Source organism: Streptomyces sp. MJM8645 (assembly GCF_001625365.1).
Classification (GTDB): domain Bacteria; phylum Actinomycetota; class Actinomycetes; order Streptomycetales; family Streptomycetaceae; genus Kitasatospora.
The window spans coordinates 1,817,703-1,844,193 of record NZ_LJJF01000001.1 but is presented as its reverse complement, the minus strand read 5'-3'; the positions used below and the strand labels follow the sequence as shown (position 1 = coordinate 1,844,193).

The following is a 26,491-nucleotide window of genomic DNA, read 5'->3' as shown; positions in this document are numbered from 1 at the left end:
TCGGCTATTCGGCGGGCCAGTCAAAGGTGTAGCCCTGGGCGACCAGCCAGGGCAGCAGCTGCTTGAGCGCGGCCACGCTCTGGGTGCGGTCGCCGCCGCCGTCGTGCATCAGGATCACGCCGCCGGGCTTGAGCTGCTTCTGCACGGTGGAGACGATGGCGGGCACGCCCGGGCGGGACCAGTCGCGCGGGTCGACGGACCAGCCGAGCGAGGACATGCCGAGGCTCGCGGTGATCTGCTCGTTGTCGGCGTTGAAGCCGCCGCCGGGGGCGCGGAACCAGTCGACCCGGGTGCCGGGGCCGCCGGCCTTGACGATCATGTCCCTGGCGGCGGAGATCTCGTAGACGGCCTTGTCGTGGGGGAGCTTCGCGAACGGCTGCGGGTGGTGGACGCTGTGGTCGCAGAGCCGGTGGCCGGCCGCGAGGACGCGCTTGACCAGGGCCGGGTTGGCGGCGGCGTTCTGGCCGATCTCGCAGAACGTGGCCTTGGCGTGGTACTGGGCGAGCAGGTCGAGGATCTGGCCGGTGGCGGGGCCGGGGCCGTCGTCGAAGGTGAGCGCCACGGTGCGGCCGCCGGAGGCGGTGGAGCCGATGACGGTGCCCGGCTTGACCGGCGCGGGCGGCGGCGCGGGGGTGCCCGCGGGCGTGGTCGCGGGCGTGGTCGCGACGGTCGTGGTGGTGACCGGGGTGCTCGGCGTGCCGCCGTGGGGCGGGGCGCTCGTCCCGGCCGGCGCCTGGGGCGTGTGCGGCTTCGGGACGGCCGGCGGGGCGGTGGAGGCGGGTGCGCCGTCGGAGTCGGGGGTGGGCGCGACGGTGGCGACGGGCCCGTCGGTCGGCCGGCCGTCGGTCGGCGCGAGGGTGATCGGGGGCTGGGTGCTGACGCCGGCCGTCGGCTGGAGGGCTCCGCTGGCGGTGCCGCACGCGGCCAGTCCCAGGGCGGCGGCCGCCACGACGCAGCCTGCGACCAGCCGGCGGCGGGCCGTGAGCGCGGTACGGGTCGGGGGGGAGGGCCGGCGGGTGGCGGAGTGGGGCATGGCGGCGGCTCCTGTGGTGCAGAGGGGTGCAGAGGACGGGCGCCGATCCCTCGGTCAGGATGACTGTCCGATAGGACGCCGAGCGTACGTGCCCCGGTTGCGGAGCGGACCGCAGCGCCGTAGGAGTCTTCTCACACGCGCCCGGTTGGCGCCCCCGCGGCCCGCCGGGTATCCCGGGGGCCGTGCCGGGGGCGGCCCGGTACTTCAGGAGCCGTCACTTCGGAAGCTCGACGCCCCAGGAGCCCGACGCCTCAGAACGGGTACCAGCGCACCTCGGTGGCGCCCTCCCGCAGCGAGGCGACCCGGCGCCGGAACTCCGCCAGCGCGGCCGGGTTGCCGGGTACCTGCTGGGCGACCCAGGAGGCACTGGCGGTCTCCCGGGCCCCGCGCAGCACCGCGAAGCCGGGCCAGGCGCGCACGTCCCAGCCGTACGCCTCGACGAAGGCCCGGTACTCCTCGCCGGGCACGCCGTACCGGTCGTGGCTGAGCGCGAGGACCACCAGGTCGTGTTCGCGCAGGTCGTGCGAGACGTTCTCCAGGTCGAGCAGGACGGGCCCGTCCGGGCCGACGTGGACGTTGCGGGGCAGCGCGTCGCCGTGGATCACGCCGGGGTGCAGGTGCGGGGCGAGGTCGGGCAGGGCGGCGGCGAAGCCGTCGCGGCGGTGGCGCAGGAAGGCGACGTCGGCCGGGTCGACGTGGCCCTCGGCGGAGGCCAGCCAGCGTTCGACGGGGGCCAGCAGGTCGCGGTGGGCGAGCGGGAAGGGCGGCAGCGGCAGCCGGTGCAGGGTGCGCAGCAGCGGGGCGAGGTCGGCGGGGCGGGCGGGGCGGACGGCGGGGGCGAGCCGGTGCCAGAAGGTGACGGGGTGCCCGTGGGCGAGCTGGGGCTCGGCTTCCACCGCGTCGTACGGGCGGACCACCGGGACGTCCTGGGCGGCGAGCCAGTGGGCGACGGCGAGTTCGTGCCGCGCCCGTTCGTACAGTTCGGGGCCGCGGCCGACCTTGGCGACGACGGCAGGGTCGCCGAGGTCGAAGACGGCGTTCTCGCCGAGTGCGAGCAGCCGGGCGTCGCCGGGGCCGGGCAGTCCGGCGGACTCGCAGGCGTGGGCGAGCAGCAGCCGGGCGCGGCCTTCGTCGAAGGGGATCATGGCGGTGCTCCGTTGGGGCGGCGTTCATCCGGAGGCCTCCGGACGGTGATCATCATGACGGACCGGGGTGGGGTTTTCCCTACCTTCCTACCCTGACATCTCCTCCTAGGGGGTAGGGGGAGAGATCCACCCTGAGGGGGAGCTGTCTCCACCCGGAGCACGAGGTCAAGGGTGGTGCGCCCGGGGGAAACTGGGCCGGGGCCGCTGAGCGGCGGCCCCGACGGGGGTTGGACCACGGGGGCTCCTTGCCGGTCGGCAAGCAAGTGCTCGTAGGATGACGCCCAGACCTACTTACCTGCCGACCGGCTAGGGAGCGCCGCCGCGCGTCTCCCACCGGTCCAGCCGTCGCCCGGCGTCCCGTCCCCCAAGGGCTGCGGTGAACCATGCCCAGGAGGCATCGAGCATGTTCCACCGACTAGGACAATTCGTCGTACGCCGCGCGTGGTGGGTGATCATCGCGTGGGTGATCGGAATGATCGCCGTCATCATGACCGCGCCGAAGGTCAGCTCGCAGACCGACGAAGCCGCGTTCCTCCCCAAGCACTACGAGTCCATCCAGGCCGCACAGGTGCAGGAGCGGGCCTTCCCGGCCGCCTTCACCCCGGGCGCGCTCGCACTCTTCGAGCGCAACGACGGCGCCGCGTTCACCGACGCGGACAAGGCCGCGATGGGCAAGCTCGTCCAGGACCTGACGGCCAAGAAGATCGACGGCGTCGAGAAGATCATCCCGCCGTCCGACCAGCTGGGCATATCCCCGGACCACAAGTACGCGATGGCCATGATCGCCGTCGACAAGTCGAAGCAGCAGGACCAGAACAAGACCGCGGACATCGCCAAGGCCATCCGTGACGACGGCAAGGCGCTGGCCTCCGGCACCGACCTGAAGTTCCAGCTCGGCGGCCCCGCCGCCCAGGCGCTCGACCAGAAGGAAGCCTCCGGCTCGGCCGAGGGCATCATCACCATGGCCACGGTCCTGCTGGTCATCGTGATCGTCGGCATCATCTTCCGCGGCATCCTGGCCGGCCTGCTGCCGGTCCTGGTCTCGCTGATGATCGCGCTGCCCGCCTCCATCGGCCTGATCAACTACGCGACCGACATCTTCGACCTCAAGAGCACACCCATCCTGATGGCGATCCTGATCGTCGTCGTGCTCGGCGTCGGCACCGACTACTTCCTGTTCCTCGCCTTCCGCTACCGCGAGCGGCTGCGGGCCGGCGACGACCGCAACGCCGCCGTCGCCAACGCGGTCGGCCGGGTCGGCGAGGCGATCGCCTCCGCCGCCGGCGCCGTCACCATCGCCTTCGCCGCGCTGATCCTCTCCAGCCTCGGCATGTTCCAGGCGCTCGGCCCCGCGCTGGCGATCGCGGTCGTGGTCACCGCCCTGGCCTCGATCACCCTGGCCCCCGCACTGCTCGCGGTCATCCCCGCCCGCGCCGTCTTCTGGCCCGGCAAGAAGTGGACGAACGAGCCGAGCACCGCGCGCTTCACCGCGCTCGGCCGGATCGTCCAGAAGCGCCCGGCACTGGCCGCCGTCGCCTCCGGCGGCGTACTGGTCGCCCTGTCCGTGGGCGCGCTCGGCTACAACGGCAACTTCGACATGGCCGGCAGCTCCATGCCCAAGGACAAGGAGTCGATGGTCGTCCAGGACACGATGGCCAAGGGCTTCTCCGCCGGCGCCGCCGACCCGAGCCAGGTCTACCTGAGCAGCACCGACGGCAAGAAGCTCGACCCGGCCTCCTTCCCGGCCTACGCCGACAAGCTGCAGGGCGTCGTCGGGGTCTCCAAGGTCTACCTGCCGAGCGCCGACGCCAAGAGCATCAGCGCCGACGGCGCCACCGCCCAGTTCACCGTCATGCTCAAGGACGCCCCGGCCAGCAACGAGGCGATCGACGCGGTGACCGAGCTGCGCACCGTCGCCCACGCGCAGGCCCCGGCCGGCAGCGAGGCCAAGGTCGGCGGCCTCACCTCGGTGTTCAAGGACATCAACCTGGCGATGACCCACGACTACAAGCTGGTCTTCCCGATCGCCGGGCTGCTGATCCTGCTCATCCTGGCCCTCCAGCTGCGCAGCGTGGTCGCCCCCTGGTACCTGATGGCCTCGGTCGGCCTCGGCTTCAGCGCCACGCTGGGCGCCACCACGCTGATCTTCCAGAAGATCGGCAACGAGACCGGCCTGATGTTCATGATGCCGATCCTCATCTACCTCTTCGTGGTGGCGATCGGGACGGACTACAACATCCTGATCATCGCCCGTCTACGCGAGGAGGCCCGCGCGGGCCGCAGCCCGCGCGAGGCGGCCCGTGAGGCGCTGCGCCACGCAGGCCCGACCGTCGCCGCGGCCGGCTTCATCCTGGCGGCCTCGTTCGGGACGTTCATGCTCGCCGGCAACACCTTCATGATGGAGTTCGGCTTCGCCATGGCCTTCGGCATCGTGCTGGCGGCCTTCGTGATGGCGATGTTCTTCACCCCGGCGCTCACCGCGCTGATCGGCAACCGGGCCTGGTGGCCCGGCCACGGCGCCGACCCCGACCCCGAGCATGGCCACGGCGGGGGCCACGGTGCCGGCCCGGCGCCGGCGGCGGACGCGTACGGCGTGCCGGAGCCGGCCGGACGGCGCTGATCGCTTCGTTCGGACACGGGCGACGCCCGACCGACGCGCCAAACAGGCGGCGTCCCGCTTCGGCGGGGCGCCGCTTGCCCCCTTTTCCTGGCCGCCAAACGTGATCTGTCGAGCACAAAAGTCCCCGGTCAATCGGGGTGTCGCCGTGCTACAGTCGACCCAGTTGCAGTTTTGGTTCCCATGAACGTATGTGTGCGCCTGCTGGTTCCAACCAACAGGCGCATTTGTTTTGTCCGGTGTTTCAGTCTCCGGATGGGGATCGCGGCTACTCCGGGGTTCACGCGGTGTGAATCCCTGATGCCCCAGTTTTTGAGGAGACGGTTATGGCTACCGGCACCGTGAAGTGGTTCAACAGCGAAAAGGGCTTCGGCTTCATCGAGCAGGCCGAGGGCGGCCCGGACGTGTTCGCCCACTACTCGAACATCGTGGCGAACGGCTTCCGTGAGCTCGTCGAGGGCCAGCAGGTCGAGTTCGACGTCACCCAGGGCCAGAAGGGCCCGCAGGCCGAGAACATCCGCGTCATCTGACGTCAGCCTCCACGCTGACTCGCGATCTCGCGAAGCGGGGGCCCGTACCACACGGTGCGGGCCCCCGCGCATGCCGCCGTACGGCCGGGGCGGCGAATTTCCTACCGACGGCCGACCAGCCCCTACCCGGGGCTGCCGACCGACGTATGGAGACTTCGTGACCACCCCTGCCCGCCCGCCGCGTGACCGCGCCGCCCGCACCACCGACCAGGCCCGCCGCGGCGAGAACCCGCGCCGCAGCGCCGGCGCCGGCCGTGCCGAGAACACCGGCCGTGGCGAGAACGCCGGCCGCACCGGCGCCGGAGACCGCGCCCGCCGCGGCGAGAACCCGCGCGCCACCGGCGACGCCGAGCGCGCTCGCAAGCCGCGCGGCCGCACCGGCGCCCCCAAGAACACCCGCGCCGCCGCCGTGCCCGAGGCCGCCGAATTCACCGTCGTCGAGGGCACCCCGGCCCGGCCCCCGGCGGACACCTTCGCCGAGCTGGACCTGCCCAAGGGCATCCTCAGCACGCTCACCCGCGAAGGCGTCATCGCGCCGTTCCCGATCCAGGGCGCCACCCTGCCCGACTCGATCGCCGGCCGCGACGTGCTCGGCCGCGGCCGCACCGGCTCCGGCAAGACCCTCGCCTTCGGCCTGCCGCTGCTCGCCCGCACCGCCGGGCGCCGCGCCGTCGCCCGCTACCCGCTGGCGCTCGTCCTGGTGCCCACCCGCGAGCTCGCCCAGCAGGTCACCGACGCGCTCACCCCCTACGCGACCGCCGTCAACCTGCGGATCACCACCGTCGTCGGCGGCATGTCGATCAACCGCCAGGCCAACGCCGTCCGCCGTGGCACCGAGGTCCTGGTCGCCACCCCCGGCCGGCTCGACGACCTGATCGGCCGCGGTGACGTCAACCTGTCCGACGTCGCCATCACCGTCCTCGACGAGGCCGACCAGATGGCCGACATGGGCTTCCTCCCGCAGGTCAGCAAGCTGCTGGAGCAGGTCGCCGAGGGCGGGCAGCGGATGCTGTTCTCCGCGACCCTGGACCGCAACGTCGACCGCCTGGTCAAGCGCTTCCTCACCGACCCGGTCACCCACTCGGTCGACCCGTCGGCCGGCGCGGTCACCACCATGGACCACCACGTCCTCCAGCTGGACCAGGCCGACAAGGCGTCCACCACCGCGCACATCGCCTCCCGCGACGGGCGCGTGATCATGTTCGTGCACACCAAGCACGGTGCCGACCGCCTCGCCAAGCAGCTGCTCGCCACCGGCGTCCGGGCCGCGGCCCTGCACGGCGGCAAGTCCCAGCCGCAGCGCAACCGGGTCCTCGACCAGTTCCGCGACGGCCACGTCACCGCGCTGATCGCCACCAACGTCGCCGCCCGCGGCATCCACATCGAAGGCCTCGACCTGGTCGTCAACGTCGACCCGCCGGTCGACCACAAGGACTACCTGCACCGCGGCGGCCGCACCGCCCGGGCCGGCGAGTCCGGCACCGTCGTCACCCTCGTCCTGCCCGAGCAGCGCCGCGAGGTCAACCGGCTGATGACGGTCGCGGGCATCCGCCCCACCGTCACCAAGGTCCGCCCCGGTGACGCCGACCTCGCCAAGATCACCGGCGCCCGCACCCCCAGCGGCGTCGCGGTCGCCGTCGCCGTCCCCGCGCCCGCCGAGGCCCCCGCCGCCAAGGCCGACGCCAAGTCCGGCAACCCGCGCCGCCGCCCCGGCAAGCGCTCCGCGCTGCCCGCCGACGTCGACATGAACGGCAACCCGCGCCGCCCCCGCCCCAAGCAGCGCATGGGCGGCGCCGCCGCCCAGGGCGACCGCCCCCAGGCGGCCGGCTTCATCGGCCGCTCCTCCGGCCGCGCCAAGCCCGGCAGCGGCGCCAAGTCCGGCTCCAACTACGGCACCGGCCGCCAGCGCCGCGCCTTCGACTAACCCCCGGCGAACCACAAACGGCCCGGCCCCCTCGCACCGAGGGGGCCGGGCCGTTTCGTCGTCGGGCCACCGGCGTGGCGGCCAGGGGAGGTGCACACCCCGGACGCGGTTTCGTAGCGGTTCCCGGCGCCGATGGGTGCGCACGGTCCGGCCGTGCGCACCCATCGGCGCTTCCGCGCGCCGTCACCCGTAGGTGTGGTGGCGGCTGGCCTTGCCCGTGAGGTCGGTGACACGGTGCCCACGGGGAAGCCGCCGGGGTGCCGGTGTCGTGAGCGGAGGGGCGGATGGCCGACAAGGACGCGGGGCTCAAGGCGGTCGCCGAGCACTACGGGACACACGGGCTGACCGAGGACGAGATCATGAGCGCCGAGCCGGCCGAGCCGCTGGCGGCGGAGTCGGTGATGATCACCACCTCGCTGCGGCTGCCCGAGCCGGTGATGGACGAGGTGCGGCGCCGGGCACGGGAGCGGGGGCTGAAACCGACGGCCATCATGCGGGAGTGGATCGAGGCCGCCGTCGCCGACCTGGAGCAGCCGGTGCCGCCGAGTGTGGTCATCGCGGCGGCTGCGCGGTACCAGCTGCGGGAGCGTGCGGCCCGTAGTGCCCTGCACTTCGAGCGGGCGCGGCACTGGGAGGCGGTCGGACAGGCCGAGTGTCTTCACCAGGCGGAGAAGGCGGCTCGGTGACGGCCGCGCCGGGGCCCGCTCCGGCTCAGGCGGTGAGGGCCGGGGCGACGGCTGCTGCCAGGCGGGCCTCGTCGTAGCGTTCCAGGAGGAGGGCGGCCAGTTCGGGGGCGGGGCCCAGGACGTCGGCGACGGCGTCCGCTCCGGCGGCCGCGTCGGCGATGCGGTCGGGCAGGAGGCCAGGGGCCAGCAGGTAGGGGGAGACGGCGGTGCGGGCGGCGCCCGCGGCGCGCAGGGCGGCCAGGGCGTCGGGCACGCGCGGGCCGGTGGCGGAGGCGTAGGCCACCTCGACGGCGGCCCAGCCGCGGCTGCGGCGCCACGCGGCGGCCACCGCGCGGGTGGCGGCGTCGGCGGCCGGGTCGGAGGAGCCGGCCGCCGCGAGCACCACGCCGGTGCGGGCCCGGACGGCGGCCGAGCGCACGTCCACCCCGGCCTCGGCGAGGCGGCGCTCCAGGGCGGCGAGCAGCAGCGGCGACGGGCCCAGGACGGCGGCGACGGGCAGGGCCGCGCCCGCCGTGCGCAGGGCGGCCGGGATGTCGTGCTTGGCGTGGTAGGCCCGGTTGAGCAGCAGCGGGACGGCCACCGCGTCGTCGAGCCGCCCGACGACCTGCGGGATGCGCGGCGCGCAGTGGTCCAGGTAGGCGGTGGCGACGTCCAGCCCGGGGCGCAGCACCCGCACCTCCTGGACCAGTGCGGCCACGGTCGCGGCGTGCCGCGGGTCGCGGCTGCCGTGGGCGATCAGCAGGAGGGCGGGCATCGGCGTCGGCCTTACTTGGCGGCGGCCAGCAGGCCGCGGTTGCGCAGCACCCGGCGTTCGACCGGGGTGAAGACGAGCAGTTCGATGGCGATGCCGACGAACAGGATCAGGATGATGCCGAGCAGCACCCCGGACATGTCGGAGAACTCGCGCTGGTCCTCCAGGAACCGGCCCAGGCCCCGGCCGAGGTCGGGGGAGGAGGCGACGAGTTCTGCGGCCATCAGGGAGCGCCAGGAGAACGCCCAGCCCTGCTTGAGGCCGGCCAGGTAGCCGGGCAGCGCGGCGGGGATGAGGACGTGCCGGGCGCCGGTGAGGCCGGTGGCGCCGATGGTGCGTCCGGCGCGCAGGAACAGCGGCGGCACCTGGTCGATGCCGGCGATCAGGCCGTTGGCGATGGAGGGGACGGCGCCGAGCAGGATGACCGCGTACATCATCTGGTCGTTGATGCCGAGCCAGATGACCGCGGCCGGCACCCAGGCGACCGAGGGCAGCGACTGCAGGCCCTGGAGGACCGTGCCGATGGCGGTGCGCACCGGCCGGACGCGGGCGACGACCAGCCCGATCGGGGTGCCGATGACGACGGCGAGCAGGAAGCCGGACAGGCCGCGCCAGACGCTGGTCCAGATGATCGAGAACAGCGTGCCCTGGTACCAGAGGTCCTGGGCGGAGTGCCACACGTCGGTCGGGCTGGGCAGCTTGTAGGCGGAGGTGAGGTGCAGGCTGTACGCCCCCTGCCACAGGGCGAGCACCACGAGGACGCCGATCAGCGGCGGCAGGGCCTTGGTCCGCAGTGCCTGGCCGAGCGAGCCGCGCTGGGCCGAGACGGAGTCGAGGGCGTCCAGGCCGGCGCCGACACCGGCGGTGTCCGTGGCGGCGGCCTTGTCGGTCTTGTCGGCCTTCTCCAGGACCGGGGTGCTGTCAGTGCTGGCCATGGCGACGGATCTCCCCACGCAGTTCTTCGGTGATCTCGATGGACAGGTCGGCGACGCCGGCGGATTCGATGCGGCGCGGCTGCGGCAGGTCGATCCGCCACTCGCGGGCGACGCGGCCGGGGCGGGAGGAGAGCAGGACGACGCGCTGGGCCAGGCGCACGGCCTCGCGCACGTTGTGGGTGACGAACAGGACGGACAGCTGCCGTTCGGCCCAGATCCGGGTGATCTCGTCGTGCAGCACGTCGCGGGTGATGGCGTCGAGCGCGGCGAACGGCTCGTCCATCAGCAGCACCTGGCTGCCCTGGGCCAGCGCGCGGGCCATCGCGACGCGCTGGCGCATGCCGCCGGACAGCTCGTGCACGCGCTTGCCGTACGAGCCCTTGAGGCGGACGAGTTCGAGCAGGCGCTCGGCTTCGGCGCGGCGCTCGGCGCGGGGGACGCCGGCCAGCTTGAGGGCGAGTTCGATGTTGCGGCCGGCGGTGAGCCAGGGGAACAGCGCGTGCTCCTGGAACATCAGCGCGGGGCGGCCGCCCGGCACCTCGATGGCGCCGGCGGTGGGCTGGTCGAGGCCGGCGACCAGGTTGAGCAGGGTGGACTTGCCGCAGCCCGAGGCGCCGAGCAGGGTGACGAACTCGCCGGGCGCGACGTCGAGGGTGATGTCGTCCAGGACGTGGGTCTGCGCGCCCGGGCGGCCGAAGGACTTGTGCACGTGCGAGATCCGGACGGCGGGCGCGGCGCCGCCGGCGCCGGCGCCGGCGGTGTCCGCCGAGGTGGTCAGTGCCGGGGTCATCCGGACACCTCCTGCGTGAGTGGTCTGGCTGAGGGCTGGCGGAGCGGGGGCCGGGGCCCGGCCCCGCCCGTCCCGGTGGGCATCGATCGCGGATCGACCGGGTGGGCGGGGGTCCGGACCGCGGAGTCGGGGCGGACTCGGCGCCGCGCGGTGCTGTTCGGCGCCGGGTGGCGCTACTTGGCGCCGAGTCCGGCGTCCGCCACGGGGCCCTGGCCCTTGGCCGCGAGCACCTTGTTGAGCAGGGTGAGGTCGTAGATGCCGTTCAGGTTGGCCCCCGCGCCAGCGGAACTTGATTTGGGCAGCTTGAGGAGCCCGGCGGTGACGGCGTGGTCGGCCTCGGCCTGGAGGGTGTTCGCCAGCGGGTCGTCGAGGAAGTCGATGTCGGCCCAGGCGGGGTCGAGGATGGCCGGCTCCAGCGCGTTGCCGGCCTCCTTCTTGATCGCCTCGTTGGCGTCGGCCTTGGCCTTGTCCGGGTTGGCCTTGATGAAGGCGTTGGTGTTCACCGAGCCGCGCAGCACGGCCTCCACCACGTCCGGGTGCTCCTTGAGGAACTTCTGCGAGACGATGATGTTGGTGATCACGAACTTCTTGTCCGGCCAGACGTCCTTCTCGTTGAGCAGGACCTTCGCGCCGAGGGTGACCAGCTTGGAGGCGGTGGGCTCGGGCACCCAGGCGCCGTCGATGGAGCCCTGCCGGTAGGCGTCGGGGGTGACCTTGTTGTCGGTGCGCACCACCGAGACGTCGCCGGCGCCGGACGCCGCGTCGACCTTGAAGCCCTTGCCCGCCAGGTAGTTGAGCAGCGCCACGTCCTGGGTGTTGCCCAGCTGCGGGGTGGCGATCTTCTTGCCCTTGAGGTCGTCCAGCGAGGAGATCTTGTCCGGGTTGACCACCAGCTTGACCCCGCCGGAGGCCGAGCCGCCGATGATCTTCAGGGACTGGCCGTCGGACTTGGTGTAGCCGTTGATCGCGGGGGAGGGGCCGATCCAGCCGATGTCGATGGAGCCGGCGTTGAGCGCCTCGATCTCGGACGGGCCCGCGTTGAAGACCTGGGTCTTGATCTGGGTGGCGCCCAACTCCTTCTGGAACAGCCCCTCCTGGAGGCCGACCAGGGCGGTGCCGTGGGTCAGGTTCGCGAAGTAGCCGATCTTCACGGTGTCCGCGGACAGCTTCGCGCCGGAGGCGCCGGCCGAACTGGCGGCGGAGTCGGCGCCCGCCTTCTTGTCGTCCGCCTTGGAGCCGTAGCTGCACGCCGACAGCAGGGTCACGGCGGTCAGGCCGGCCACGGCGGCCACCGCGGAGCGTCTGATCCGGCCGGCGTTGGGGCGGGCATGGGTATGCGAGGGGGCCAGGTTCGGTGCCATGGTGAAGTCCTGTTCATCGACGGACCGTCGGGAGGCGGTCTCGGGGACGTGGCGGTCGCCCGTCGGGGCGGCCGGGGGTCGCAACTCAGCGCTGTCGGCCCGCACATCGGGTCAGGCCGCCCTGGCCGCTGCCGAGGACGCCGCTGCCGATGCGGCCGCCTTCCTTGTCCATGTCCGAGAACGCCTCGCTGGGCATCAGACCCAGTCCTCCTCAGCGGGTTCGGTGGCGCGTACGGTCGCGAAGGCCTCGCCCGCCATGCCGGCGGTGAGGGTGGTGCCGTCGGCCGGGTCGATCAGCAGGAACGAGCCGGTGCGGCGGTTGTCGCAGTAGGCGTCGAGCGCCAGCGGCTCGGCGGTGCGCAGCACCACGTGGCCGAGGTCGTTGACGTTCAACCCCTGGGCGCCGGAGCGCTGTTCGAGGGTGTCGCCCGCCTTGGTCGGCAGAGCGATGCGGTAGGTGATGTCCTTGACCAGCGCGCGCACGGTGCGGGTGGTGTGCTTGAGCAGGACCTTGTCCCCGGCGCGCAGCGGGCGCTCGTTGAGGTGGCTGACGGTGGCCTCGATGTCCCTGGTGGGCGCGGGGATCACGCCGGCCGCGATCAGGTCGCCGCGGGAGACGTCGAGGTCGTCGGCGAGCCGGACGGTGATCGACTGGGGCGCCCAGGCGAGGTCCGTCTCGCGGCCGAGCGCGTCGATCCCGGCGACGGTGGTGGTGTGGCCCGAGGGCAGCACCGTCACCGGGTCGCCGACCCGCAGCACGCCGGAGGCCAACTGCCCGGCGTAGCCGCGGTAGTCGGGGTGCTCCTCGCTCTGCGGGCGGATCACGTACTGGACGGGGAAGCGGGCCGGAGCGGCGTCCGGGTCGCTGCCGACCGGGACGGTCTCCAGGTGCTCCAGCAGGGTCGGGCCGCCGTACCAGTCCATGTGCGCGGACGGCTCGACGACGTTGTCCCCGGCGAGGGCCGAGATCGGCACGGCCACCACGTCGCCCACGCCGAGCGAGGCGGCGTAGGCGGTGAACTCCTCGGCGATGGCGGCGAAGACGGGCTCGGCGTAGTCGACCAGGTCCATCTTGTTGACGGCCAGCACCACGTGCGGCACCCGCAGCAGCGCGGCGACGGCGGCGTGCCGGCGGGTCTGCTCGACGACGCCGTTGCGGGCGTCGACCAGCACCACGGCCAGTTCGGCGGTGGAGGCGCCGGTCACCATGTTGCGGGTGTACTGCACGTGCCCGGGGGTGTCGGCGAGGATGAACCGCCGCCGGGGGGTGGCGAAGTAGCGGTAGGCCACGTCGATGGTGATGCCCTGCTCGCGCTCGGCGCGCAGGCCGTCGGTGAGCAGCGCGAGGTCGGGCGCGTCCTGGCCGCGGTTCAGGGAGGCGCGTTCGACGGCCTCCAGCTGGTCGGCGAGCACGGACTTGGAGTCGTGCAGCAGGCGGCCGACCAGGGTGGACTTGCCGTCGTCGACGGATCCGGCGGTGGCGAAGCGCAGCAGCGACGTGGCGGTGGCTTCCTGGGTGGTGCTGGTCATCGTTAGAAGTACCCCTCGCGCTTGCGGTCTTCCATCGCGGCCTCGGACAGCTTGTCGTCGGCCCGCGTCGCGCCGCGCTCGGTGAGGCGGCTGGCGGCGATCTCGGCGATCACGGCCTGGATGTCGGTGGCGTCCGAGTCGACGGCGCCGGTGCAGGACATGTCGCCGACGGTGCGGTAGCGGATCAGCCGCCGCTGGACGGGCTCGTTCTCCTTGGGGCCGCCCCACGCGCCGGCGGTCAGCCACATGCCGGCGCGGGCGAAGACGTCCCGCTCGTGGGCGTAGTAGATCTCCGGGAGGTCGATGCCCTCGCGCTCGATGTACTGCCAGACGTCCAGCTCGGTCCAGTTGGACAGCGGGAAGACGCGCACGTGCTCGCCGACGGCGTGCCGGCCGTTGTACAGCGACCACAGCTCGGGGCGCTGGCGGCGAGGGTCCCAGGCGCCGAACTCGTCGCGCAGGGAGAACACCCGCTCCTTGGCACGGGCCTTCTCCTCGTCGCGGCGCCCGCCGCCGAACACCGCGTCGAAGCGGTTCGTCTCGATGGCGTCGAGCAGCGGGACGGTCTGCAGCGGGTTGCGGGTGCCGTCCGGGCGCTCGCGCAGCCGGCCGTCGTCGATGAAGTCCTGGACGTGGGCGACGTGCAGGCGCAGGCCGTGCTCGGCCACGACGCGGTCGCGGTAGGCGATCACCTCGGGGAAGTTGTGCCCGGTGTCGACGTGCAGCAGCGAGAACGGCACGGCGGCCGGGTGGAAGGCCTTGAGCGCCAGGTGCAGCATGACGATGGAGTCCTTGCCGCCCGAGAACAGGATCACCGGGCGCTCGAACTCCCCCGCGACCTCGCGGAAGACGTGCACCGACTCGGCCTCCAGCGCGTCCAGGTGGGACAGCGCGAAGGGGGTGTCTTCGTGGGTGCGGACCGGGCCGTCGGTCGCGGTGGTCATGCGAGACCCCTCTCGGTCAGGAAGGCGTGCAGCTCGGCGGCGGACTCGGCGACCGCGCGGCCCTGCGTCTGGATCCGCAGCTCCGGCTTCTGCGGCGCCTCGTACGGGTCGTCCACGCCGGTGAGGCCGGCCAGCTCGCCGGCGGCCTGCTTGGCGTACAGGCCCTTGACGTCGCGTTCGGCGCACAGCTCGACCGGGGTGGCGACGTGGACCTCCAGGAACTCGGTGCCGGCCGCCGCGTGCCGCTCGCGCACCGCGGCGCGCGAGTCGGCGAACGGGGCGATCACCGGGGCGAGCACCTTGACGCCGTGGGCGGCGAGCTTCTCGGCGACGAAGCCGATCCGGGTCACGTTGGTGTGCCGGTCCTCGCGGGTGAAGCCGAGGCCCTTGGAGAGGAACTCGCGGATCTCGTCGCCGTCCAGGACCTCGACCCGGTGGCCCTCGGCGCGCAGCCGTCCGGCCAGCGCGAAGGCGAGCGTGGTCTTGCCCGCGCTCGGCAGCCCGGTCAGCCACACGGTGGCGCCGCGCTCGCAGGGGGCGGCCGCGGGGGCCGCCTCCGCGGCTCCGTCGGCGGCCCGGGTGTGAGCTGTCACAGTCTCAAGTCCTTCGTCGGTAGTGGGGGGTGGGTCAGAGGTGGATGCCGCACTCGGTCTTGCCGGAGCCGGACCAGCGCCCGGCCCGGGCGTCCTCGCCCTCGGCGGGCTTGCGCGTGCAGGACCGCGGCGAGCAGCCGATCGAGGTGTAGCCCTCCCACAGCAGCGGGTTGAGCAGCACCCCGTGGGCGGCGACGTAGGCGTCCACGTCCTCCTGCGTCCACCGGGCGATCGGGGCGATCTTGACCTTGCGGCGCCGGGCGTCCCAGGACACCACCGGGGTGTCCGCCCGGCTCGGGGACTCGTCGCGGCGCAGCCCCGTCGCCCAGGCGTCGTAGCCGCCGAGGCCGCGGTTCAGCGGCTCGACCTTGCGCAGCGAGCAGCACAGGTCCGGGTCGCGGTCGTGCAGGTGCGGCCCGTGCTCGGCGTCCTGCTCGGCCACGGTGCGCAGCGGCCTGAGGGTGATGACGTTGACCGGCATGGTCGCGGCCACCGCGTCCCGGGTGCCGATGGTCTCCGGGAAGTGGTAGCCGGTGTCCAGGAACACCACGTCCACGCCGGGGAACACCGAGGAGGCGAGGTGGGCGACGACCGCGTCCTCCATCGAGGAGGTGACGCAGAAGCGGCGGCCGAAGGTGTCGGCGGCCCAGGCCAGGATCTCCTGGGGCGTCGCCTCCTCCAGCTCGCGGCCGGCCCGGACGGCTATCTCCTCGTAGTCAGTCGCCGCGCTGGTCACTGGACGAACCCCCGTCGGTCGCAGTCGAGTTGGGCGCAGTCATGATGGCCGCGTTCGAGGAGGTCGCGGTCGGGGCCGAGGCGGTCGGGGACAGCAGGCCGAGGAACTTCAGCTGGAAGGCGCGGCGGCACCCGTGGCACTCCCAGGCGCCGTGCCCGACCTCGGAGGGGCGCAGGTCCTCGTCCCCGCAGTACGGGCAGAAGAACGGTGCGGCACGCTCGCTCACGACAGCTGCTCCTCGCCGGCCCGGGCCGCCCACTGGGCGAAGCGCTCGCCCTCGGTGCGGTCGGCCTGGTAGCGGGTCAGGACGCGCTCGACGTAGTCGGGCAGGTCGTCCTTGGTGACCTTGAGGCCGCGGACCTTGCGGCCGAACCCGGCCTCCAGGCCGAGCGCGCCGCCCAGGTGCACCTGGTAGCCCTCGACCTGCTCGCCGTTGCCGTCCGGGACGAGCTGGCCCTTGAGGCCGATGTCGGCGACCTGGATGCGGGCGCAGGCGTTCGGGCAGCCGTTGATGTTGATGGTCAGCGGCTCGGCGAAGTCCGGCAGGCGCTTCTCCAGCTCGTCGATGAGCGTGCGGCCGCGCTCCTTGGTCTCGACGATGGCGAGCTTGCAGTACTCGATGCCGGTGCAGGCCATGGTGCCGCGGCGGAACGGCGACGGGGTGACCCGCAGGTCCAGCGCTTCCAGGCCGGCCACCACCGAGTCGACCTGGTCCTCGGCGATGTCGAGGACCAGCATCTTCTGTTCGGCGGTGGTGCGCAGCCGGTCGCTGCCGTGCGCGGCGGCGAGGTCGGCGATCTGGCCGAGCAGCCGGCCGTCGACCCGGCCGACGCGCGGCGCGAAGCCGATGTAGTACTGGCCGTCCTTCTGCCGGTGGACGCCGACGTGGTCGCGCCAGCGGCCGCTGGGCTCCTGCGGGGCGGGGCCGTCGACCAGCCGGTACGTGAGGTACTCGTCCTCCAGCACCTGGCGGAACTTCTCCACGCCCCAGTCGGCGACCAGGAACTTCAGCCGGGCGCGGTTGCGCAGCCGGCGGTAGCCGTAGTCGCGGAAGATGCCGATGACGCCGCCGTAGACGTCGGCGACCTCGTCCAGCGGGACCCAGGCGCCCAGGCGCACGCCCAGCTTGGGGTTGGTGGACAGCCCGCCGCCGACCCACAGGTCGAAGCCGGGGCCGTGCTCGGGGTGGACCACGCCGACGAAGGCGACGTCGTTGATCTCGTGCGCGACGTCCAGCAGCGGGGAGCCGGAGACGGCGGACTTGAACTTGCGCGGCAGGTTGGAGAAGTCCTTGTTGCCGATGAAGCGCCGCTGGATCTCCTCGATGGCGGGGGTGCCGTCGATGATTTCGTCCTCGGCGATGCCGGCCACCGGGGAGCCGAGGATGACGCGCGGGGTGTCGCCGCAGGCCTCGGTGGTGGACAGGCCGACGGCCTCCAGCTTCTGCCAGATCGCCGGGACGTCCTCGATCCGGATCCAGTGGTACTGGACGTTCTGGCGGTCGGTCAGGTCGGCGGTGTTGCGGGCGTACTGCTCGGAGACCTCGGCGATCGCCTTCAGCTGGGCGACGGTCAGCCGGCCGCCGTCGACCCGCACGCGCAGCATGAAGTACTCGGCGTCGAGCTCGTGCGGCTCCAGGATCGCGGTCTTGCCGCCGTCGATGCCCTCCTTGCGCTGGGTGTACAGGCCCCACCAGCGCATCCGGCCGCGCAGGTCGGCGGGGTCGATCGAGTCGAAGCCCCGGTGCGCGTAGATCGTCTCAATACGTGTCCGTACGTTGAGACCGTCGTCGTCCTTCTTGAACTGCTCGTTGGCGTTCAGGGGGGTGAAGTGGCCCATGCCCCACTGGCCCTCGCCGCGGTGACGGGTCACCTTGCGAGGCGCGGCGGGGCGTCGCGCGGCGGCGCGGTCGGCCGTGGGCTCGGCGGTCTCGGGGGTGGTGGCCATGGTGAAGTCCTTCGGGGCAGATGGCTCTGACGCCGGGTGGGTCGCTGGGGGTGCGCGGCGGTGCGGTGCTGCTGTGACCTGCGGGTATTCCCAGGGCCGGGGAGAGCAGTGACCGTGGCCGGCCGGGCGCCCGCGCGTCCGCTCCAGCGGGGACTGCGAGGTGGGTGGCGCCCGGGTGCGGTGATGCGGCGGGGTGGGCTCAGATCGCCGGACAGATGGCGCTGGACACGCGAAGGAGATCGACGTGGAGTCGACCAACTAGGGTGGTTCCGGCGCTCGGCATGGCAAGAGATTGGCACGGCGCGGGACTTGCGGTCCACTAACATCCGGATGGTGGACGCTGATGTTTCGTTATGTGAGACAGCCGGGGATTCCCGCCGCTCCCCGCCCCGGCGCCCGTCCACGCGCCCGTACCCCGGGGGAGATCAACCGCGCGGCCCCGGCCCGATACCGTTAGACCCGTGCAAGCAGCAGGCGAGACGAGCAGACCGAACCCCGAACGGCCCTCCCGGCGCCGGGGCAAGGGCTCCCGACGCGCGGCCAAACAGGCCGCCTGGCGCCGTACGGCGTGGGAGCTGGTCAAGGACACCACCAACACCTGCGTCGAGTACCGGGTCACCGGACTCGCCGCGGAGGCGGCCTTCTTCACCCTGCTGTCGATCCCGCCGCTGCTCCTCGGCCTGGCCGGCACCCTCGGCTACCTCGACGAGTTCCTCGGGGCCGGCACCATCGACCGGCTCAAGCACGACATCGTCTCGGCCTCCGGGACGGTCCTGTCGGACTCGTCCGTCAAAGAGGTCGTGGTGCCGCTGCTGGACCAGGTCTTCGCCCACTCCCGGCCCGACCTCGTCTCGATCGGCTTCCTGCTGTCGCTGTGGTCCGGCTCCAGAGCGCTCTACATCTTCATCGACACCATCACCGTCATGTACGGGCTCGACGGCAAGCGGGGCATCGTCAAGACCCGGCTGATGTCCCTCGGCCTCTACTTCGGCGCCCTCGTCATCAGCTCCCTGGTGCTGCCGCTGCTGATGGCCGGACCCGGACTCATCGAGAACGCCGTGCCCGGCGTCGCCGGACTGGTCGGCGCCGCCTACTGGCCGGTCGCCATCGTGCTGCTGATCGTCTCCCTCACCACCCTCTACCACCTGGCCGTCCCCGTCTCCACCCCCTGGCGCGAGGACGTCCCCGGCGCCCTGGTCGCCCTGGTGGTGCTGGTCGTCTGCAGCGTCGCCCTGCGGATCTACCTGGTCAGCTCGGTCGAGGTCCCCTCGGTGTACGGCTCGCTGGCCGCGCCGGTGGCCGTACTGCTGTGGATCTTCGTGGTCGCCCTGGCCGTCCTCATCGGCGCCGCCATGAACGCCGCCATAGACCGCCGCTGGCCCACCCTGGAGACCGCCGACGCCCGCGCCGAGAACGAGCGCGCCCAGGAGGAGGCCGCCGCCGCCGTGGTCCGCGAGGTCGCCGCCAGGCGCGCCGCCGAACGGGCCCGGCGCGCCCGCGAACTCGGCCTCGCCGAAGGCGCCGAGGAGGAGTGGGGCGAGGAGGACGGCGACGACGTCGACGTCCCCTCCGAGTACCCGGAACGCTGGGCCGACGTCCTGGCCGCCGACAACGTCCGCGGCCGCCTCACCGCCCGCGGCGGGCCCCACCACCGGCCCGGGCCGCCCCCGCCGGACAGCGACCGGCCGGCCGGGCCGCCGCCGGAGCGGCGGGCGCCCGACTACCCGCCCCGGCCGCCGTGGGAGCAGCAGTAGCGCCCGGGGCTCCGGGCGCGACGGCGGACGCACAGGGCCTCCCCCGCATCCCGCGGGGGAGGCCCTGTGCGTCGGTTCGTCTCCCGACGCCGGCCGTCTCCTGACGTCCGTTCTTCTCCTGGCGCCGTTCTTCTCCTGGCGTCGGCTCGCCGTTGCCTGGAGGGCGGCCGGCGGACGGTCAGGCGGCGGACGGTCAGGCGGTGGACGGGTTCGGCGGGAAGGGGGACTGCGGGGCCGGGTGGTACCCGTACGGGGACTGCCCGGCCGGGAGGTGCGGGGCGGCCGGGTTGACCTCGGTCCGGTCCGGATCCGGGCCCGGGGCGGCCGGGCGTGGGAGCGTCAGCTCCGGGGCCGTCGGGTTCGGGCCGCTCGGCGCGGTCGGGTTCGGACCCGGGTTCGGGCCCGGATCCACCGCGGCCGCACCGCCCGGGGCCGCTGCCCGGCCCGCCGGCCCGGCCTGCGCCGGGAGCGGATCGGGGCTCGGCGGCGCCGGCTCCAGCGCCGTGCGCCCGGCCGAGTCGCTCAGCTTGATCAGCAGCGCCACGATCAGCCAGTTCGCCAGCAGCGACGAGCCGCCCGCCGCCAGGAACGGCAGCGCCTTGCCGGTCAGCGGCACCAGCCCGCTCACCCCGCCGACCACCACGAACACCTGCAGCGCCAGCGCCGTCGACAGCCCCGTCGCCAGCAGCTTGCCGAACGGGTCGGTCAGCCCGACCGCCGTCCGCAGCCCGCGCTGGACCAGCAGCAGGTACACCAGCAGCACCGCCGTCACCCCGGCCAGGCCCAGCTCCTCGCCGATCGTGGTGAAGACGAAGTCGCTGCGCCCGGCGAAGCCGATCAGCCACGGCCGCCCCGAGCCCAGGCCCGTCCCGGTCAGGTGCCCGGTGCCCAGGCTGAACAGCGCCTCGGCGGGCTGGTCGGAGATGATCGCCGGGTCGTGGTGCTCCTTGTAGATGTCGAGCGGGTGCAGCCAGGCCTCGACGCGCCCGTGCACGTGCGGCTCCACGGTGCCGACCACGGCCGCGCCGCCGACCGCCATCAGCAGGCCGAGCACCACCCAGCTGGTGCGCTCGGTCGCCGCGTACAGCATCACGACGAAGACGCCGAAGAAGATCAGCGAGGTGCCGAGGTCGCGCTCGAAGACCAGCACCAGCAGGCTGACCACCCAGATCGCCAGCACCGGGCCGACGTGCCGCCCGCGCGGCAGGGTCATCCCCCAGATCTTCCGGCCGGCCAGCGCGAGCGCGTCCCGGGAGGCCATCAGATAGCCGGCGAAGAAGATCGTGATCGCGACCTTCACGAACTCGTCCGGCTCGAAGGAGAGCCCGAACAGGCGGATCCAGCGCTTGGCGCCGAAGTCCTCCGGCCGGCCCGGGAAGAACGCGGGCGCCGCCAGCAGGATCAGCGCCCCCGTCATCAGCAGGTACACGTACCGCTGGAAGAACCTGTGGTGCTTGATCAGCGCGATCAGCGCGATCGCCACCGCGACCGAGACGAACACCCACATCAGCTGCGAGGGCGCGGCCGGGAGCTTCTGGTAGTCGCCCTTCTTGGCGTGCGCCGCCGCGTAGGAGATGTCCAGCCGGTCCAGCAGCATCAGCCCGAAGCCGGTCAGGAAGACGCCCAGCGGCAGGATCAGCGGATCCGCGTACGGGGCGAACCGCCGCACCGCCAGGTGCGCCGCCCCGGCCAGGCCGCCCAGCGCCAGGCCGTGGACCAGCAGCCCGGGCGGCATCTTGCCGGTCAGTGCCAGATCGGCGTCGATGTGCCCCGCCAGACAGACGGCCACCGCGAGCGCCAGCAGGCCCAGCTCGATGTTGCGGTGGCGCGCCGCCAGTCGGCGGCCCTCGCCGCGTGCAGTGCCTTGCACCCTTGTCTTCCCCTTGTCATCACCCGCGTGGCCGGTATCGCCGACGGTGCATCCTGCCAGACGAACACGGCCCTGCGCCGGTTGCGGTCCGGGGGCCGTCGAGGCCGGAACTTTGCCTGGGCAAAGCTTTTTCGGGGCTCGGTAAAGCTTTGTTCAGGCGCAGGTATAGAGGCGGGCCCCGGGCGCGGCGGGCCCCGGCCGGGAGGCCATCATGGCCGGGGCGCCGCGGTCCGGTCCGCGGCGCCCGACGGACCGCCGGACGGCGCCGGCGGCGGCAGGGCGCGAACGAGGTGGGCGGACGGATGGACGGCGCGGTGCGAGTGCTCGCCTACAGCGGACCACCGCCCTGGCAGTGGTCCGACCTGGCCACCGCGTGGACGGCCGAACCGCTGGTGCTCACCCTCTCCGTGCTGCTCGGCGGCTGGTACCTGGCCGCGGTGCGCACCGTCCACCGGGCCGGCGGCGAGCGCTGGCAGCCCTCCCGCACCGCCGCCTTCCTGGGCGGGCTGCTGCTGTGGATCTGGTGCACCTGCTCCGGCCTCGGCGTGTACGAGCGGATCCTGTTCACCGACCGGGCCGTCCAGGTCGTGCTGCTGCTGATGCTCGTCCCGCTGCTGCTCGCCCTCGGCGCGCCGGTCTCGCTGCTGGTCGCGGCCGCGCCGCCGGCCCGGCGCGAGCGCATCCTGCGGGCGCTGCGCAGCCGGCCGTCCAAGGTGCTGATGTTCCCGGCCGTCTCCACCGCGCTGCTGATGGCCCCGCCGTGGCTGCTCTACTTCACGCCCTGGTACGAGGAGTCGGTGTCCAGCGCGTTCGGGAACGTGCTGCTGCACCTGGCGCTGGTGCTGCTCGGGCTGGCGTACTTCTGGCCGCGGCTGCAGATCGACCCGGTCGGGCGCGAGTACCCGCACCTGGTCGGGCTGTTCATCACCTTCGCCGAGGTGATCTTCGACGCGGGGCTCGGGTTGGTGCTGATCTACGGCGGCCACCTGGTCGCCGAGCACTACTACGTGGCGCTCGGGCGGCCGTGGGGGCCGAGCCTGGCGCAGGACCAGACCTGGGGCGGCAACATGCTCTGGGTGCTGGGCGACCTGGTCGGGCTGCCGTTCCTGGCCGCGCTGGTGCGGCGGATGGTGGTGCAGGGGCGGGAGGAGATCAAGGCGGTGGACGCCGAACTGGACGCCCGTTTCGAGGAGGCCGCGGCGCAGGCGCAGGCGGCGGGGCTGCCGGCCGAGGAGGAGGCCGGGATGCGGCCCTGGTGGCTGGACGACCCGAACCTCAAGCACCGGTACGGCGGGTAGTCGGCTCCGGCGGGTTCCTGGGCGCGGGCCCGCACTTTTGTAGGTCCAATGTTGGTCCCTTGTGGATCCCTTCACCGCGTTTCCGCAGGTCAAAAACCACTTGGCCCCGCCACCCCCACCAGCTAGCGTTTGTCCCGTCCAGATCGGGGGCCTTCACGGCCGCCCGAGGAGTAGAGAGCAGGAGGTGAACCCCGTGGTCGTTGTCGCCCCGATAGCTGCCTTGGGCAGTACTCGCGTTCACCTCCTCTTCCCGGCCGCCGGCTGACCTTTTCCGCGCCAGCCGCAGCCCGCCGGGATCATCTCCTCCCGAAGGGCCCACTGCGTTGTTCAACGCTGCCTCCACTTCGTCGTTCCCCTCCACCTCCGCCTCTGGCTCCCCCTCTGGTTTCCCCTCTGACGAGCTGCCGCTGTCCGGCTACGGTTGGACGCCCGAGCTCGCCGAACTCTTCACCCCGCTCGCCGAGGCCGGGCTGATCCCGGCCCGGATCGTCCGGGTCGACCGCGGCCAGTGCGACGCCGTGCTCGCCGATCCGGAGACGGGCGAGCCGCGCACCGTCCGGCTCGACACCCGCCCGGTCGGCGACGCCGACATGATCAACTGCCCGTGCACCGGCGACTGGGCCGCCGTGGACCTCCACGCCCAGCCGATGGCCGCCGTCACCGCACTGCTGCCCCGCTCGACCGCGATCATCCGCAAGGTGGCCGGCAAGCGCTCCGACGGCCAGGTGCTCGCCGCCAACGTCGACACCGTCCTGATCGCCGCCTCACTCGCCGCCGATCCGGACCTCGGCCGGATAGAGCGCTTCCTCGCCCTGGCCTGGGAGTCCGGCGCCGACCCCCTGGTCGTCCTCACCAAGGCCGACCTGGTGGACGACGCCGAGTTCATCCGCGCCGACGTCGAGGCGGTCGCGCCCGGTGTCACCGTGCTCGTGGTCAGCGCCGGGACGGGCGAGGGCATGGACGTGCTGCGCGCCTGCGCGCCCGGCACCACGGCCGTGATCGGCCAGTCCGGCGTCGGCAAGTCCACGCTCACCAACGCGCTCGCCGGTGTCACGGCGATGGCCGTCCAGGAGGCCCGCTCGGTCGACCAGAAGGGCCGCCACACCACGACCACCCGTGAACTGATCCCGCTGCCCGGCGGGGGTGTGCTCATTGACACCCCCGGGCTGCGCGAGGTCGGCCTCTACGGTGGCGAGGGCGTGGACCTGGCCTTCGCCGACATCGCCGGACTGGCCGAGGAGTGCCGCTTCCACGACTGCGGCCACCACACCGAGCCCGGCTGCGCGGTGCAGGCGGCGCTCGCCGACGGCACCCTGCCACAGCGCCGGATGGACAGCTACCTCAAGCTCCAGCGCGAGAACGAGTGGATCGCCTCCCGCTCGGACGCTCGACTGGCCTCGGCCCGGGCGAAGAAGTGGAAGTCGCTCTCCAAGTCGATGCGCGCCGCGGGAGGCTCCGTGAAGCGCTGACCAGGAAAGCCGACCAGGAAATCAGGGGGCCGTGGCCGGCCTCCGCCCGGGCCACCCGGCTCGGCGGAGGCCGGGCGGGCCGGCAGCCGGAAGTGCTTCAGGGCCACTGTGGTGGCGTTGTCCACGGTGAAACCCGGGTCACCGAGGGCGGCGAGCCGCCCTGGCCGGCGGCCAGACCGCGAGCAACGCGCGCGTGCGCCGAGCGCTGCGGCGCGGTCTTCCCCTGGGGTGGCCCCGGTGCGGGCGTCCCAGCGCGGGTCTCCGGGTGTGGGTCTCTCGGTGTGGGGCCTCCGGCGTGGGCGCCGGTGTGAGCCCCTCGGTGCGGGCTCCCTGCGTGGTCCTCCGGCGTGGTCCTCCGGTTGGGCCCCCAGCATGGGCCCCAGTGCGGGCCTCCGGTGCGGGCCCTCCGGGCCGGTGCTCGGGATGGGTGGGTGGAGGTGGGCGGAGGGTGGGGTGGGGGAGGGGGGAGGGGGAGGGCCCCCAACGGCCATGTCCGATTCCCGCCAGTCACCCCCCGCCCCAGTGCCGCAGACTGGACAGCGTGATCGACGACGACATCCGGTACCGAGCCGTGGACAGCCGAGACGCCCGCTTCGACGGCGTCTTCTTCACGGCCGTCACCTCCACCGGCATCTACTGCCGACCGAGCTGCCCCGCCGTGACCCCCAAGCGCGTCAACTGCGTCTTCTATCCCAGCGCCGCGGCCGCCCAGGGGGCCGGCTTCCGTGCCTGCCGCCGCTGCCGCCCCGACTCCGTGCCGGGCTCCCCGGAGTGGAACCACCGCGCCGACCTGGTCGGTCGCGCGATGCGCCTGATCGGCGACGGCGTGGTGGACCGCGAGGGCGTCGCGGGCCTGGCCAGCCGCCTCGGCTACAGCTCCCGCCAGCTCCAGCGCCAGCTCATCGCCGAGCTGGGCGCCGGCCCGATCGCGCTGGCCCGCGCCCGCCGCGCCCAGACCGCCCGCCTGCTGCTGCAGACGACCGAACTCCCGGTCACCGACATCGCGTTCGCCGCCGGCTTCGCCTCGGTGCGGCAGTTCAACGACACCGTCCGCGAGGTCTACGACCGCACCCCCAGCGGTCTGCGCGCCGAGGTCGTGGCCGGCCGCCGCGTCGCGACGCCGGCCGGCGGCCTCACCCTGCGCCTGGCCTACCGCGGCGCGCTAGACAGCGACCACCTGATCGACTTCCTCGCTCTGCGTGCCGTCCCCGGCGTGGAGGAGGTCGTCCCCGGTCCGCGCTCCGGCGTCCGCACCTACCGGCGCACCCTGGCGCTCCCGTACGGGCACGGCATCGCCGAGGTCGACGGGCTGGCGCCGGGCGAACTGCGCACCCGCGGCTGGCTCGACTGCCGCCTGCTGCTCGCGGACCTGCGCGACCTCCCGACCGCCGTCCAGCGCCTGCGCGGCCTGTTCGACCTGGACGCCGACCCGGACGCGGTCGACGAGCAGCTCGGCGCCGACCCCGTGCTCGGCCCCCTGGTCCGGGAGCGCCCCGGCCTGCGCTCGCCCGGCCACGTGGACCCGCACGAGCTGGCCGTCCGCGCGGTGCTCGGCCAGCAGATCACGGTCGGCGCCGCCCGTACGCTGGCCGGCCGGCTGACCGAGAAGTACGGCGCCGCGCTGCCCGAGCCGAGCGGCGGCCTGCGGCTGCTGTTCCCGACGGCGGCGGTGCTGGCCACCGCCGACCCGGAGGACTTCGCGATGCCCGCCGCCCGCCGCCGCGCGCTCACCGGCCTGTGCGCGGCCCTGGCCGAGGGGGCGGTGCGACTCGACGGCGGGGTGGACCGGGAGGAGTCTGCGGCCCGGCTGCTGGCCCTGCCCGGCATCGGCCCCTGGACCGTCGGCTACCTGAGGATGCGGGCCCTCGCCGACCCCGACGTCTTCCTCCCGGGCGATGTGGGCGTCAAGCACGGCCTCGTCCGGCTCGGCGTCCCCGGCGACCCGAAGAGCGCCGCCCGCGCGGCCGAGGCGTGGGCCCCGTGGCGCTCCTACGCCGTGCACCGGCTGTGGGCCGGGCCCGCGAGCGCCAGCACTGGAACGGAGAAGGCAGAGGCATGAGTACCACCGTCTACACCACCATGGAGAGCCCGTTCGGCCGGCTGCTGCTGTCCGGTGTCCTGCCCGAGGGCGGCGGCGCGGCGGCGCTGGCCACCGTGACCGCGCCCGGGCAGAAGTACGCGCTGTCCGAGCCCGCCGACGACTGGGTCCTCGACCCGGAGGCGCTCGCCGAGCCGGTCGCCCAGCTGACAGCCTACTTCGCGGGCGAGCGCACCTCCTTCGACCTCCCGCTCGCCCCGGTGGGCACCGAGTTCCGCCGGCGGATCTGGGCCGTCTTGGACGAGATCCCGTACGGCGAGACCGTCACCTACGGCCAACTCGCCGATCTGGCGGGGGAGTCGCCGCGCGCGGTGCGGGCGGTCGGCGGCGCGGTGGGCGCCAATCCGCTGCTCATCGTCCGCCCCTGCCACCGCGTCATGGGCGCCAACGGTTCGCTGACCGGCTTCGCGGCGGGCGTGGACTGCAAGCGCCGGCTGCTGGAGCTGGAGAGCGGCACGCTGTTCTGACGCGTCCGCCCGG

The 26,491-nt window shown here is 73.3% G+C and carries 23 protein-coding genes; 9 read left to right on the top strand and 14 right to left on the bottom strand.

Annotated features, from left to right (window positions below; translation table 11 throughout):
* Positions 1-4 precede the first annotated feature (4 nt).
* Positions 5-1,033 (bottom strand): polysaccharide deacetylase family protein, encoded by a 1,029-nt coding sequence (locus A6F73_RS39150; protein WP_079135511.1) that lies wholly within the window; start codon positions 1,031-1,033, stop codon positions 5-7.
* Between the two features lie 251 nt (positions 1,034-1,284).
* Positions 1,285-2,178: an aminoglycoside phosphotransferase family protein gene (locus A6F73_RS07795; RefSeq protein ID WP_063347106.1), complete on the bottom strand. Its 894-nt coding sequence runs from the start codon at positions 2,176-2,178 to the stop codon at positions 1,285-1,287.
* A 472-nt stretch (positions 2,179-2,650) separates the two neighbouring features.
* On the opposite strand from A6F73_RS07795, the gene A6F73_RS07790 reads away from it, so the two are divergent.
* From A6F73_RS07790 to A6F73_RS07775, 4 genes are all read left to right on the top strand, one after another.
* Complete coding sequence (locus tag A6F73_RS07790; protein ID WP_244293601.1) at positions 2,651-4,798, top strand: MMPL family transporter; 2,148 nt, start codon at positions 2,651-2,653, stop codon at positions 4,796-4,798.
* Positions 4,799-5,121: 323 nt separating this feature from the next.
* A complete protein-coding gene (locus A6F73_RS07785; protein WP_063347104.1) occupies positions 5,122-5,325 on the top strand; it encodes a cold-shock protein in 204 nt (67 codons plus the stop codon).
* A gap of 409 nt (positions 5,326-5,734) precedes the next feature.
* A complete protein-coding gene (locus tag A6F73_RS07780; protein WP_079136222.1) occupies positions 5,735-7,249 on the top strand; it encodes a DEAD/DEAH box helicase in 1,515 nt (504 codons plus the stop codon).
* A 284-nt stretch (positions 7,250-7,533) separates the two neighbouring features.
* The gene (locus tag A6F73_RS07775) at positions 7,534-7,935 is read left to right on the top strand and encodes a hypothetical protein (RefSeq protein WP_063347103.1); all 402 of its coding nucleotides are present in this window, start codon (positions 7,534-7,536) and stop codon (positions 7,933-7,935) included.
* A 25-nt stretch (positions 7,936-7,960) separates the two neighbouring features.
* Here A6F73_RS07775 and A6F73_RS07770 read toward each other — a convergent pair whose 3' ends face one another.
* The 11 genes from A6F73_RS07770 to A6F73_RS44360 form a co-directional block, all read right to left on the bottom strand.
* A complete protein-coding gene (locus tag A6F73_RS07770) occupies positions 7,961-8,689 on the bottom strand; it encodes a CbiX/SirB N-terminal domain-containing protein (RefSeq protein WP_063347102.1) in 729 nt (242 codons plus the stop codon).
* Between the two features lie 11 nt (positions 8,690-8,700).
* Positions 8,701-9,621 carry an ABC transporter permease gene (locus tag A6F73_RS07765; RefSeq protein ID WP_063347101.1) on the bottom strand — a complete coding sequence of 307 codons (921 nt, stop codon included), beginning with the start codon at positions 9,619-9,621 and terminating at the stop codon, positions 8,701-8,703.
* Positions 9,608-10,411: an ABC transporter ATP-binding protein gene (locus tag A6F73_RS07760; protein ID WP_063347100.1), complete on the bottom strand. Its 804-nt coding sequence runs from the start codon at positions 10,409-10,411 to the stop codon at positions 9,608-9,610. The genes A6F73_RS07765 and A6F73_RS07760 overlap by 14 nt, the downstream gene beginning before the upstream one ends.
* Positions 10,412-10,584: 173 nt before the next feature.
* Entirely contained in the window at positions 10,585-11,772 is a 1,188-nt protein-coding gene (locus A6F73_RS07755) for an aliphatic sulfonate ABC transporter substrate-binding protein (RefSeq protein ID WP_063351024.1), read from the bottom strand.
* Positions 11,773-11,967: 195 nt separating this feature from the next.
* Entirely contained in the window at positions 11,968-13,302 is a 1,335-nt protein-coding gene (locus A6F73_RS07750) for a GTP-binding protein (RefSeq protein ID WP_063347099.1), read from the bottom strand.
* A gap of 2 nt (positions 13,303-13,304) precedes the next feature.
* Positions 13,305-14,246 (bottom strand): sulfate adenylyltransferase subunit CysD, encoded by a 942-nt coding sequence (gene cysD / locus A6F73_RS07745; protein WP_063347098.1) that lies wholly within the window; start codon positions 14,244-14,246, stop codon positions 13,305-13,307.
* The gene (gene cysC / locus A6F73_RS07740; RefSeq protein ID WP_279634886.1) at positions 14,243-14,839 is read right to left on the bottom strand and encodes an adenylyl-sulfate kinase; all 597 of its coding nucleotides are present in this window, start codon (positions 14,837-14,839) and stop codon (positions 14,243-14,245) included. Before cysC ends, cysD begins: the two co-directional genes overlap by 4 nt.
* Positions 14,840-14,873: 34 nt before the next feature.
* Positions 14,874-15,575 (bottom strand): phosphoadenylyl-sulfate reductase, encoded by a 702-nt coding sequence (locus A6F73_RS07735; protein WP_063347097.1) that lies wholly within the window; start codon positions 15,573-15,575, stop codon positions 14,874-14,876.
* Positions 15,556-15,801: a hypothetical protein gene (locus tag A6F73_RS07730; protein WP_063347096.1), complete on the bottom strand. Its 246-nt coding sequence runs from the start codon at positions 15,799-15,801 to the stop codon at positions 15,556-15,558. Before A6F73_RS07730 ends, A6F73_RS07735 begins: the two co-directional genes overlap by 20 nt.
* Positions 15,798-17,522, bottom strand: a complete 1,725-nt coding sequence (locus A6F73_RS07725) for a nitrite/sulfite reductase (RefSeq protein ID WP_063347095.1) — start codon at positions 17,520-17,522, stop codon at positions 15,798-15,800. The genes A6F73_RS07730 and A6F73_RS07725 overlap by 4 nt, the downstream gene beginning before the upstream one ends.
* A 199-nt stretch (positions 17,523-17,721) precedes the next feature.
* Positions 17,722-17,805 carry a putative leader peptide gene (locus tag A6F73_RS44360; RefSeq protein ID WP_347878562.1) on the bottom strand — a complete coding sequence of 28 codons (84 nt, stop codon included), beginning with the start codon at positions 17,803-17,805 and terminating at the stop codon, positions 17,722-17,724.
* A 178-nt stretch (positions 17,806-17,983) separates the two neighbouring features.
* Here A6F73_RS44360 and A6F73_RS07720 point away from each other — a divergent pair, with 178 nt between their 5' ends.
* A complete protein-coding gene (locus A6F73_RS07720) occupies positions 17,984-19,276 on the top strand; it encodes a YihY/virulence factor BrkB family protein (RefSeq protein ID WP_079135509.1) in 1,293 nt (430 codons plus the stop codon).
* A gap of 193 nt (positions 19,277-19,469) precedes the next feature.
* Here A6F73_RS07720 and A6F73_RS07715 read toward each other — a convergent pair whose 3' ends face one another.
* A complete protein-coding gene (locus A6F73_RS07715) occupies positions 19,470-21,146 on the bottom strand; it encodes an FtsW/RodA/SpoVE family cell cycle protein (protein ID WP_063347094.1) in 1,677 nt (558 codons plus the stop codon).
* 302 nt (positions 21,147-21,448) lie between these two features.
* On the opposite strand from A6F73_RS07715, the gene A6F73_RS07710 reads away from it, so the two are divergent.
* The 4 genes from A6F73_RS07710 (at position 21,449) to A6F73_RS07695 (ending at position 26,478) form a co-directional block, all read left to right on the top strand.
* On the top strand, positions 21,449-22,444 hold the full coding sequence (locus A6F73_RS07710) for a cytochrome c oxidase assembly protein (RefSeq protein WP_079135508.1): 996 nt from the start codon (positions 21,449-21,451) through the stop codon (positions 22,442-22,444).
* Positions 22,445-22,851: 407 nt separating this feature from the next.
* Positions 22,852-23,913: a ribosome small subunit-dependent GTPase A gene (gene rsgA, locus A6F73_RS07705; RefSeq protein ID WP_244293599.1), complete on the top strand. Its 1,062-nt coding sequence runs from the start codon at positions 22,852-22,854 to the stop codon at positions 23,911-23,913.
* 541 nt (positions 23,914-24,454) lie between these two features.
* Entirely contained in the window at positions 24,455-25,972 is a 1,518-nt protein-coding gene (locus A6F73_RS07700; RefSeq protein ID WP_063347092.1) for an AlkA N-terminal domain-containing protein, read from the top strand.
* Positions 25,969-26,478 (top strand): methylated-DNA--[protein]-cysteine S-methyltransferase, encoded by a 510-nt coding sequence (locus A6F73_RS07695; protein ID WP_063347091.1) that lies wholly within the window; start codon positions 25,969-25,971, stop codon positions 26,476-26,478. Before A6F73_RS07700 ends, A6F73_RS07695 begins: the two co-directional genes overlap by 4 nt.
* Positions 26,479-26,491: the final 13 nt, after the last annotated feature.

Coding starts and splice junctions, on each gene's coding strand:
- A6F73_RS07785 (WP_063347104.1), top strand. CDS start 5,122: ATGGCTACCGGCACCGTGAAGTGGTTCAACAGCGAAAAGGGCTTCGGC.
- A6F73_RS07765 (WP_063347101.1), bottom strand. CDS start 9,621: ATGGCCAGCACTGACAGCACCCCGGTCCTGGAGAAGGCCGACAAGACC.
- A6F73_RS07695 (WP_063347091.1), top strand. CDS start 25,969: ATGAGTACCACCGTCTACACCACCATGGAGAGCCCGTTCGGCCGGCTG.
- A6F73_RS07710 (WP_079135508.1), top strand. CDS start 21,449: ATGGACGGCGCGGTGCGAGTGCTCGCCTACAGCGGACCACCGCCCTGG.
- A6F73_RS07750 (WP_063347099.1), bottom strand. CDS start 13,302: ATGACCAGCACCACCCAGGAAGCCACCGCCACGTCGCTGCTGCGCTTC.
- A6F73_RS07760 (WP_063347100.1), bottom strand. CDS start 10,411: ATGACCCCGGCACTGACCACCTCGGCGGACACCGCCGGCGCCGGCGCC.
- A6F73_RS07775 (WP_063347103.1), top strand. CDS start 7,534: ATGGCCGACAAGGACGCGGGGCTCAAGGCGGTCGCCGAGCACTACGGG.
- A6F73_RS07770 (WP_063347102.1), bottom strand. CDS start 8,689: ATGCCCGCCCTCCTGCTGATCGCCCACGGCAGCCGCGACCCGCGGCAC.
- A6F73_RS39150 (WP_079135511.1), bottom strand. CDS start 1,033: ATGCCCCACTCCGCCACCCGCCGGCCCTCCCCCCCGACCCGTACCGCG.
- A6F73_RS44360 (WP_347878562.1), bottom strand. CDS start 17,805: ATGCCGAGCGCCGGAACCACCCTAGTTGGTCGACTCCACGTCGATCTC.
- A6F73_RS07795 (WP_063347106.1), bottom strand. CDS start 2,178: ATGATCCCCTTCGACGAAGGCCGCGCCCGGCTGCTGCTCGCCCACGCC.
- A6F73_RS07725 (WP_063347095.1), bottom strand. CDS start 17,522: ATGGCCACCACCCCCGAGACCGCCGAGCCCACGGCCGACCGCGCCGCC.
- cysD (WP_063347098.1), bottom strand. CDS start 14,246: ATGACCACCGCGACCGACGGCCCGGTCCGCACCCACGAAGACACCCCC.
- A6F73_RS07790 (WP_244293601.1), top strand. CDS start 2,651: ATGATCGCCGTCATCATGACCGCGCCGAAGGTCAGCTCGCAGACCGAC.
- A6F73_RS07755 (WP_063351024.1), bottom strand. CDS start 11,772: ATGGCACCGAACCTGGCCCCCTCGCATACCCATGCCCGCCCCAACGCC.